Annotated in this window: 8 protein-coding genes; all 8 read left to right on the plus strand. The window is 36.6% G+C overall.

Annotated features, from left to right (window positions below; all coding sequences use genetic code 11):
• Window positions 1-23: 23 nt before the first annotated feature.
• Window positions 24-644: a recombination mediator RecR gene (gene recR, locus ACEN2H_RS09810; RefSeq protein ID WP_441732169.1), complete on the plus strand. Its 621-nt coding sequence runs from the start codon at window positions 24-26 to the stop codon at window positions 642-644.
• A gap of 70 nt (window positions 645-714) precedes the next feature.
• Window positions 715-1506 (plus strand): polysaccharide biosynthesis/export family protein, encoded by a 792-nt coding sequence (locus ACEN2H_RS09815; RefSeq protein WP_441732161.1) that lies wholly within the window; start codon window positions 715-717, stop codon window positions 1504-1506.
• Between the two features lie 15 nt (window positions 1507-1521).
• Window positions 1522-3996, plus strand: coding sequence for a polysaccharide biosynthesis tyrosine autokinase (locus tag ACEN2H_RS09820; RefSeq protein ID WP_441732162.1), 2475 nt, complete (start codon window positions 1522-1524; stop codon window positions 3994-3996).
• Window positions 3997-4008: 12 nt separating this feature from the next.
• A complete protein-coding gene (locus ACEN2H_RS09825) occupies window positions 4009-4995 on the plus strand; it encodes an SDR family oxidoreductase (protein WP_441732163.1) in 987 nt (328 codons plus the stop codon).
• A 58-nt stretch (window positions 4996-5053) separates the two neighbouring features.
• Window positions 5054-6445, plus strand: coding sequence for a UDP-glucose 6-dehydrogenase (locus tag ACEN2H_RS09830; protein ID WP_441732164.1), 1392 nt, complete (start codon window positions 5054-5056; stop codon window positions 6443-6445).
• A 598-nt stretch (window positions 6446-7043) separates the two neighbouring features.
• The gene (locus tag ACEN2H_RS09835) at window positions 7044-7508 is read left to right on the plus strand and encodes a UpxY family transcription antiterminator (protein ID WP_441732170.1); all 465 of its coding nucleotides are present in this window, start codon (window positions 7044-7046) and stop codon (window positions 7506-7508) included.
• A gap of 634 nt (window positions 7509-8142) precedes the next feature.
• Window positions 8143-9426, plus strand: coding sequence for a nucleotide sugar dehydrogenase (locus ACEN2H_RS09840; RefSeq protein WP_441732165.1), 1284 nt, complete (start codon window positions 8143-8145; stop codon window positions 9424-9426).
• Window positions 9427-9525: 99 nt separating this feature from the next.
• The gene (locus ACEN2H_RS09845) at window positions 9526-9927 is read left to right on the plus strand and encodes a four helix bundle protein (protein ID WP_441732166.1); all 402 of its coding nucleotides are present in this window, start codon (window positions 9526-9528) and stop codon (window positions 9925-9927) included.
• The last annotated feature ends 85 nt before the right edge of the window (window positions 9928-10012 follow it).

Here is a 10012-nt window from a genome sequence, read left to right on the forward strand (position 1 = left end):
AACAAATTACTACATTTGCAGTTATGGAATTTTCATCAAAATTAATAGAAAAAGCGGTTAATGAAATCGCTCAATTACCAGGAATAGGTAAAAGATCTGCCTTGCGATTAGTACTGCATTTATTGAAACAACCCAAAGAGCAAACTGGTTTTTTGGCTCAAGCATTGGTCAATATGCGGGAGGATATTAAATATTGCGAGAACTGTAACAATATTTCTGATAGCGCTGTCTGCGAAATCTGTTCTAATAAAAACAGGAATCACCAGCTTATTTGTGTTGTAGAGGATATTCGTGACGTAATGGCGATTGAAAACACAGGGCAGTACAGGGGAATATATCACGTCTTGGGAGGTAAAATTTCGCCCATAGACGGAGTGGGCCCAAGTCAGTTGAAAATTACCAGCTTAGTGGAAAAAGTAAAGCTAGGTAGTGTCAACGAAGTGATTTTTGCTTTAAGCTCAACAATGGAAGGAGATACTACTAATTTTTATATCTACAAACAGATTGCCGATGCGAATATTGTTATTTCTACAATTGCTCGAGGAATTGCGGTAGGTGACGAGTTGGAGTATGCTGACGAAGTTACCTTAGGGAGAAGTATATTGCAACGGGTTCCTTTTGAAAAATCGTTTAAAAACAATTAAATTGCTTATTAAATTTTTAAACTTTTGATATAATAAATGAAAAGCTATATTTGTTATCTAAACTATTAAAATGAAGAAGTATATATTCTTTTTATTCATAAGTATCAGCTTAGTATTTACTTCATGTATTCCAACCCAGGATTTAATTTATTTGCAAAAAAAAGATGGAGCTGATGTGGAAAGCACGATTTCTGTTGTAATGGCAAAACCTTACAGATTGCAAACTAATGATGTTTTGAGTATAAGCATTAAAGCGATTGATCCAAAATTAGTGGCGATTTTCAACACAACAAATCAAGGTGAAGCAGGCAAGTCAGAATCAGGATTGTATTTTGAGGGGTTCACTGTTGATGACCACGGTAATATCAGAATGCCTATTTTGGGTGATATAAATGTAATTGGTTTTACCTTGGATGAAATAAGACTTAAAATTGAGAAGCAATTACTTGCAGAGTATTTTAATAAGGAAGCTAATATTTTTGTGATCGTAAAATTAGCTGGTTTCAAATATACTATTAACGGAGAGATTGGTAGCACGGGAACTAAAACCTTATTTCAAGAGAACGTATCTATCATGGAAGCTATAGCAAATGCAGGTGATATAACTATAACTGGAGATAGAAAAGCGGTTACCATAATTCGAAAAACACCCACTGGAGTACAAATGCACGATCTTGACCTTACAGATATCAAAGTGATGGAGTCGCCTTATTTTTATTTGCAACCCAACGATTATGTTTATGTTAAGCCATTGAAACAAAAAACATGGGGTACAGGTAAAACAGGGATAGAGTCACTGGGGACAATTATTACCTTGTTGTCATTGGCAACAACAACCTTCTTTTTATTATTTAGAAATTAAAAAAGAATTCAAAAAATGTTAGATATAAAAGATTTTTCGATTTTTGAAAATCAGGCAAGTTTTGATTTTAAGGGGTTTTTAATAAAAATCGGAAGTTACTGGAAATGGTTTTTATTGAGTTTAATCATCACTTTTACGATTGCCTATCAGGTTAATATTCGTAAGGGGAAAATTTATGGTATGGAAACGCTTATTTCCGTAAAGGAAGAAAGCAATCCTCTTTTTACGTCCAATACCAGTTTAGTTTTCAACTGGGGAGGTACTTCTGACCAAGTCCAAACTATTTCAACCACAATACAGTCAAGATCCCACACTGAACTGGTGGTTGATAAATTGCAATATTATATCGATTATCTGGTTCAGGGAAAATACAATATGGAAGATGCCTATGGAGCAGTTCCTTTTTATGTGCAGATAGATAAATCCAAAGCGCAGATTGCAGGTAAGCAAATAGGAATTACTTTTTTGAGCAATACGGAGTATGAAATCACAATGCCGTTTGAGAGTAACTCAGTATCCACAATTAACTATTCCGATAATTCTTATAGTAGCAATTCGGTTGTGGTTGGCGATTTTGTCAAAAGATTTAAAGTGGGGGAGCAGGTTTCGTTGCCTTTTTTAAACTGGAAATTACAAATAAATGATAATCCCGGTTTTTACATAGGGAAGCAATATTTTGTTCAGTTTAATGATTTTAATGGCACAGTTGCCCGCTATCAAGGGATAAATGTGAGATCTGATGACAAAGGTGGCTCCATAATTACATTGGGAATGCAGGGCTCAAATAAGGCAAGAATGGTTGAGTACCTTAATTCAACTGTAAAAATGCTTATCAAAAGACAATTGGACAGTAAAAACCAATTTGCAACCAACACGATTTCGTTCATTGACAGCACCTTGGTCGCCATGGAATCACAGTTGAAAGAAACTGGGAATGAATTGAAATCGTTCAGGAAAGGGAAGAATATTTACGATATAGAAGAAGGGGGTGCGAAATTCTCGGATAAGATGCTTGAATTCGATGTCCAGAGGGACGAGGTAATCCGCAAAATAACCTATTACAATTCCTTAAAATCTTATTTAAAAAACAGTGTTGATTATTCTAAACTTCCTGCGCCATCAGTAGCGGGTATTGACGATCCAAATGTGGTCGTTAATGTTTCTAAATTGATCTCACTTTCCACCCAAAGATCCGAAATGGCTTATGCTGTAAAAAGTGATAAGATATTCAAAGACTTTGATAATCAGATGGAAGCCATCAAAAGCGTATTATTGGTGAATATAGCTGCTGCAAAAGCCGAATTGCAATTTGACCTCTCGATAGTGAACAGTAAAATTAGTCAAACGGAAAGTACCATTAAAGACCTTCCTGACGACCAACAGGAACTGATTAAGATAAAACGAAAATATGATTTGAGCGATAATATCTATAGCACCTTCCTTCAAAAAAGAAGTGAGGCAGATATTGTTAAAGCGGCAAATTTATCGGATATTCATTTTATAGATCCTGCAAAAGATGTGGGTGGGGGATTAGTAGGGCCCAAGACTTCCGTAAATTATGTGTTGGCATTGTTTCTGGGTATTCTATTCCCTTTACTTTTTGTCTTTTTCATTTTCTTTATCAATAATTCAATTCAGAATACGGAAGATATCAGTAAACTGACTCAAATTCCTTTGATTGGAGTTGTGGGGTTGAATAAAGAAAACTCGGAATTAGCAGTGTTTGACAAGCCTAAATCTGCCTTGTCAGAATCTTTTAGGGCGATCCGTTCTTCCCTTCAGTATTTGTATAAGCAGAAAAATGTCGGTGGAGCAAAAACGCTGATGATTACTTCATCAGTCAGTGGAGAAGGAAAGACGTTCTGTTGTATAAATATAGCGACGGTTTTCGCGTTAAGCGGAAAAAAAACGGTTATTATCGGACTGGATTTAAGGAAACCTAAATTGTATGAGGAGTTTAATTTATCAAATGATGTGGGAATCGTAAATTACTTGATTAAACAAAAAAGTCTAGACGAAATCATTAATCACACTCAGGTTCCCGATCTGGATGTTATCCTCTCGGGGCCGGTGCCGCCAAATCCGTCCGAATTACTCATTGGTGACGCGATGGCTGATTTAATTGTAGAATTAAGGAAGACCTACGACTATATCATTTTAGACACGCCACCAGTAGGATTGGTGTCAGATGCATTAGAATTATCTCAATATTCGGATGTTACTTTATACATAGTGAGGCAGAACTTTTCGAAAAAAGAGATGATCACTTTACTTAACAATAGGATTAAACGAGGAGAATTGGACAATGCGTCCATTATTTTCAATGGGTTTGAACATAAGGCCAAATATGGAGCCGGTTATGGCTACGGCTACGGCTACGGCTACGGCCAAGGTTACGGCACATATTCAAATGGTTATGATGATGAGGAGGAGCCCAAAACATTTATTCAAAAAATGGTCAAAAAGATCCGCAAGATAGTAAGTAAATAAACAGATTAGATAATGACGAAAGAAGAAAGGAGAAGTACGATACTAATCACTGGAGGAGCAGGATTTATTGGATCTAACCTGAGCGAGTATTTTTTGTCTCAAGGGCAGAAAGTAGTCTGTTTGGATAATTTCGCCACTGGGCACAGACATAACATAGAGAGATTTATAAATAATCCTAATTTTCGTTTGATTGAAGGGGACATACGCAATGCATCCGATTGCAGCAATGCAGTGAAGGGGGTGGATTATGTATTGCATCAAGCCGCTTTGGGCTCTGTTCCGCGATCCATAAATGATCCGGTTACGACCAACGATGTAAATGTCTCTGGATTTTTGAATATGTTGGTGGCTGCTAAGGATGCCAAAGTAAAACGGTTTGTATATGCGGCCAGCTCTTCCACTTATGGAGATTCAGTTGGATTGCCAAAGGTAGAAGATGTTATAGGAAAACCTTTGTCTCCTTATGCCATAACTAAATATGTAAACGAGCTATATGCTGATATTTTTAGCAAAACCTATGGGTTAGAAACGATAGGCTTGCGCTATTTTAATGTTTTTGGTAGAAAACAGGACCCTAAAGGCGCTTACGCAGCAGTGATACCAAAATTTGTGATGCAATTGATGCAGCATGAAAGCCCCGTGATTAATGGAGATGGAAATTACTCACGCGATTTTACCTATATCGATAATGTCATTCAAATGAATGAACTGGCAATGACCACTACCAATGCGCTAGCTTTGAATACAGTTTATAATACAGCCTACGGAGACAGAAACACACTGAACAATTTGGTAGACTACCTGAAGGAATTTTTATCGAAATACGATCCGGAAATTGCAAACGTTAGTATTGAGTATGGTCCTAATAGAGCTGGGGATATTCCGCATTCTTTGGCCAGTATTGATAAAGCAAAAGAATTGTTGGGTTACGACCCGAAATTTTCCTTGAAAGCAGGACTGCAAGAAGCGGTAGACTGGTATTGGAAGAACCTTCGTTAAGAAAGAGTAAAGAGAAGAGAATAAAGAATAAAATATAGAAAAACAGAAAATTATTAAAATGAAAATTACAAAAATTTGTTGCATTGGAGCAGGATATGTTGGTGGACCTACAATGGCTATAATTGCGGAAAAATGTCCGCAGATACAAGTTACTGTTGTAGATTTGAATGAAGAAAGAATCGCTGCCTGGAATGATGAAGATGTTGAGAATATTCCGATTTACGAACCGGGTTTGTCTGAGATTGTTAAGAAAGCCAGAGGAAGAAATTTGTTTTTTTCCACTAATGTGGAAAAGGCCATTGACGAAGCTCAAATCATATTTATATCAGTGAATACGCCTACTAAAACCTATGGAAAAGGAAAAGGTATGGCAGCTGATTTGAAATATATCGAATTATGCGCCAGACAAATTGCTAAAATTGCTAAAGACGATAAAATTGTAGTCGAAAAATCAACCCTGCCAGTACGAACTGCCGAGGCCATCAAAAGTATTTTGGACAATACTGGAAATGGAGTCCAATTTCAGATTCTTTCCAATCCTGAATTTTTGGCTGAAGGAACAGCGGTGCAAGATTTGTTAAACCCAGATCGAATCTTAATAGGTGGCGATACTACTGAAGAAGGACAAAAAGCCATACAGGCACTTGTTGAGGTGTATGCGAATTGGGTATCACCAGATAAAATATTGACCACAAATGTATGGTCGTCAGAATTATCAAAATTGACCGCGAATGCGTTTTTGGCACAGAGAATATCTTCTGTAAATGCAATGTCAGAACTTTGTGAGAAAACGGGTGCCGATGTGAATGAGGTGGCTAAGGCCATCGGTATGGATAGCAGAATTGGATCTAAGTTCCTTAAAGCTTCTGTTGGTTTTGGAGGCTCGTGTTTTCAAAAGGATATTCTAAATTTAGTATACATTGCTAAATCCTACGGGCTGCACGAGGTGGCTGATTATTGGGAGCAGGTGATCATAATGAATGATCATCAAAAAAGACGTTTTTCTAACAAAATAGTGCAAACTTTATATAACACGGTAGCCGATAAAAAGATTGCTTTCTTGGGATGGGCTTTCAAAAAAGACACCAACGACACTAGAGAATCAGCGGCAATTTATGTTGCGGATGATTTGATCAATGAGCAGGCGCAAATAGCTGTATACGATCCAAAAGTGTCCGCCAACAAAGTGTTTGCCGACTTGGATTATCTAGAAACTAGGACTACAGAAAAAAATAGGGCTTGCGTGACTTCGTTTGCTGATCCTTATGAAGCCTGTGCCAATGCACATGCGATAGCCGTAATGACCGAGTGGGATGAATTTGTAGAATATGATTGGCAAAAGATCTACGATTCGATGCAAAAACCCGCTTTTGTCTTTGACGGAAGAAATATTTTAGATCGATCTAAAATGGAATTAATAGGATTTGTATATCAAGCGATAGGTTCGTAAATCCTCACCCCAGCCCTCTCCAAAGGAGAGGGAGGCTAAGCGGAAAAAAAAGAGTTTGTTTATTAAATAAATTTGTACAAGTTTGATAGCTAATAAAATTAGTTTTCGGCTGCGATTCTCGATACATTTTTATAAAAATGCTTTCGCTATTTTATAAAAAACTTCTCCAAGCGCTCGGTAGCTATCGGGATCAGACAGGAAATCGAAGATTAATTAATACCCAAAAAAACAATAGTAAAAACATGAATATTTTATTGTTATTCCAAGGGAATTTACTTCTTATTAGCTCGCAATCCTGTATTGTTTTTTTCAAGGCAAATCGAAAATTTGGCGAACCCGACTTAAATAAAAGTAATTGAGCTAAAAAAGTAAAATCGTATTATTATAACAAAAGCGCAATCGGTATTGAAAGTAGTTTAACTATTAATTCGGTAATTTGCGGTTAATACGGACATAGGCGAGTCAATTAGTTTCGCTAATAGATAAATTAGGGCCGATTTGGGTCATTCGTGGCTAAAAATAGTTAGCGAACAATAAATAGATATTTAAATAAAATAACGGAATAACAAGAAGATGTTATTTCAATACAAAGCAAATGATGAACTGGTACGTAGTGTATACAAAACCTAAATGGGAAAAAAAAGTAGCTGAGCAATTAACTAAGTTTGGTATTGAATGTTACTGTCCATTGATCACAGTAGTGCGTCAATGGTCAGACCGAAAGAAAAAAGTCGAATTACCTCTTTTTAATTCCTACGTATTTGTTCAGCTAGAAGAAAAAGATAGAAATTTAGTATTTCAATCTGCAGGCGTGGTTCGTTACCTATTCTGGTTAGGGAGCCATGCCATTGTTAAGGATTATGAGATTGATACTATCAAAAAGTGGCTAAGCAGTCCTGAGAAATGCGATGTTTCGTTAGCAGCCTTTAAAATTGGGGATAAAATCATCTTAGAATCTGGTCCCTTCGTCACACAAGAGGCTACTGTTCAAGAAATCAAAAATACACATTATGTTCTGGTGTTGGAATCATTGGGCTGTACCTTAAAAATGGATTTGAAGTAAATTTGCAATTATTTTTCATGTAGTTTTCACAGCAGTGGGTATTTAGCACGAAATTTCGGTGGATTAAAGTCTAAACGATAGACCCCGCTGCGATTGACATAAACATCTAAAAATTTAGTATTGTATACCATTGTTAATTTTCTAATTTTATAAAAAAAGATCTGCTAAACTCATGTTGCAATCGCTTGATTGAGTAGTGGAGTCAATTCGTGTTTAGTAGTGTAGTCTTTTTACTTTCTCTTATTTCTTTAGTGACCTTAGTTGCGTTAGAAGGGGACTTGAGTTTCGTAACAATGACCGATATCTAAGGATAGAGAAAGTAGGCGTGAAAAAATACACGATTAAAAAAAATGGTTTTTAGGGAATTTTAAGGCTCACCTAATTAGGTGATATTTCTATTTATTTAAATTTTTAAAGCTAATTTTAACATCTGTTAACCAACGGCCTACACTTTTTGTATGCTGTTAGTCATTTTTTTTAATTCTTTAACAAGAAAAGTCGTTTTGACATGACGATTTAAAGTTGTTATATTTGCAGACATAAATTTATAATATTTTCTACCATTTTTTTGTGGGTTGGGAATGCGGAGCTGTGGAAGATAGTTAACAAATGTGTCAATATTTTTAGATTATAGATGATTCAAAATTCAAAAATAGCAGTTATAGGTCTTGGTTACGTTGGTTTGCCTTTGGCCCGATTATTCGCCACAAAACATGCCGTAATTGGGTTTGACATCAATGAGTCGCGGGTGGTAGAATTAAAATCAGGCTATGATGCGACACTTGAAATTGATTCGATTTCTCTGTTTAAGGTATTGCTGGAAAAAACGAGCTCCAAAGCTGGACTTTATTGTACTTCAATTTTAGAAGAAGTAACGGATTGTAATTATTATGTGGTTACAGTTCCTACGCCAGTTGATAAAAACAATCGTCCTGATTTAACTCCTTTATATAAGTCATCTGAAACAGTCGGGAAATTATTGAAAAAGGGAGACATTGTCATTTATGAGTCGACGGTTTATCCAGGTGTAACGGAGGACGAGTGTGTGCCTGTGTTGGAAAGAGTATCCGGACTAAAATTCAATGTTGATTTTTTTGTGGGGTATTCACCCGAAAGAATTAATCCAGGAGATAAGGAGCACACGATAGATAAGATTTTAAAGGTCACTTCAGGTTCTACAGCTGAAACAGGCCAAAAAGTAAATAAATTGTACCAATCCGTAATTACGGCTGGTACCCATCTAGCGCCATCTATTAAAGTGGCCGAGGCGGCAAAGGTAATTGAGAATTCGCAACGAGATATTAATATTGCCTTTGTGAATGAATTGGCAAAAATATTTCAATTAATGGATATCGATACACAAGCGGTCTTAGAAGCTGCTGGAACCAAATGGAATTTCCTTCCTTTTAAGCCCGGACTCGTTGGTGGACATTGTATCGGAGTTGATCCTTATTATTTGGCACAAAAAGCACAAGAGATGGGTTATCATCCTGAAATCATTTTGGCGGGAAGACGTTTGAATGACAGTATGGGAGAATATGTCGCTTCACAAATTGTGAAATTAATGATTAAGAAAGGAATTTCGGTGAATGGAGCTACGCTCTTGATGCTTGGAATCACTTTCAAAGAAAATTGCCCAGATGTACGCAATACTAAAATTGTAGATGTGATTGCTGCTTTAACGGATTACGGAATTACCGTTACTATATATGACCCTCTGGCTAATCCTGAAGCGGTCAAAAAAGAACACGAATTAATCACCACAAATACGGTTCCAAATCAAAAGTTTGACGCAGTAGTTTTGGCTGTGGCACACACCGAATTTTTAGACTTAGATTTGTCGCAGTTACAAAATAGAAAGAGCGTTTTATATGATGTAAAGGGAGTTTTGGGAGATAATGTAGACGGAAGATTGTAAAAGTCGAATACCGTTCATCGTTGACCGTTTTTCGTCCAACGAACATCGGTCATCGAACAACGAAAATCGTGCATCGAACTAACGAACATCGAATAACATATGGAATCCAATTTAGAGGTGTGGAAAACAGCGCATCAGTTGACATTGGCCGTATATAAGCTTACTCAGAACTTCCCGAAGTCGGAGCAATTTGGTCTTACAAGTCAAGTGAGAAGAAGTGCCGCCAGCGTTCCTACTAATATAATTGAAGGCCAAGCCAGACAGTATAAAAAAGAATTCGTCCAGTTCTTGTACATTTCAAAAGGTTCTTTGGAAGAAACAAATCAGCATTTATTTTTATCTAAAGAGCTGGGATATATTTCAGAGGATGAGTACAAAATGCTATCTGAATTATGCACAAGGATAAAAATGATGTTGTATAAATTGATTAAAGTCCTTAAACGTCTAACGTTAACCGTTGATCGTCCATCGATAGGAGAAAAACGTTTCACGTTTTTCTAAGGAACATCGAACATCGAACATCGAACATCGAACATCGAACATCGAACATCGAACATCGAACATCGAACATCGAACATCGAACATC

Source organism: Flavobacterium sp. W22_SRS_FP1 (assembly GCF_052113685.1).
Taxonomy (GTDB): Bacteria; Bacteroidota; Bacteroidia; order Flavobacteriales; family Flavobacteriaceae; genus Flavobacterium.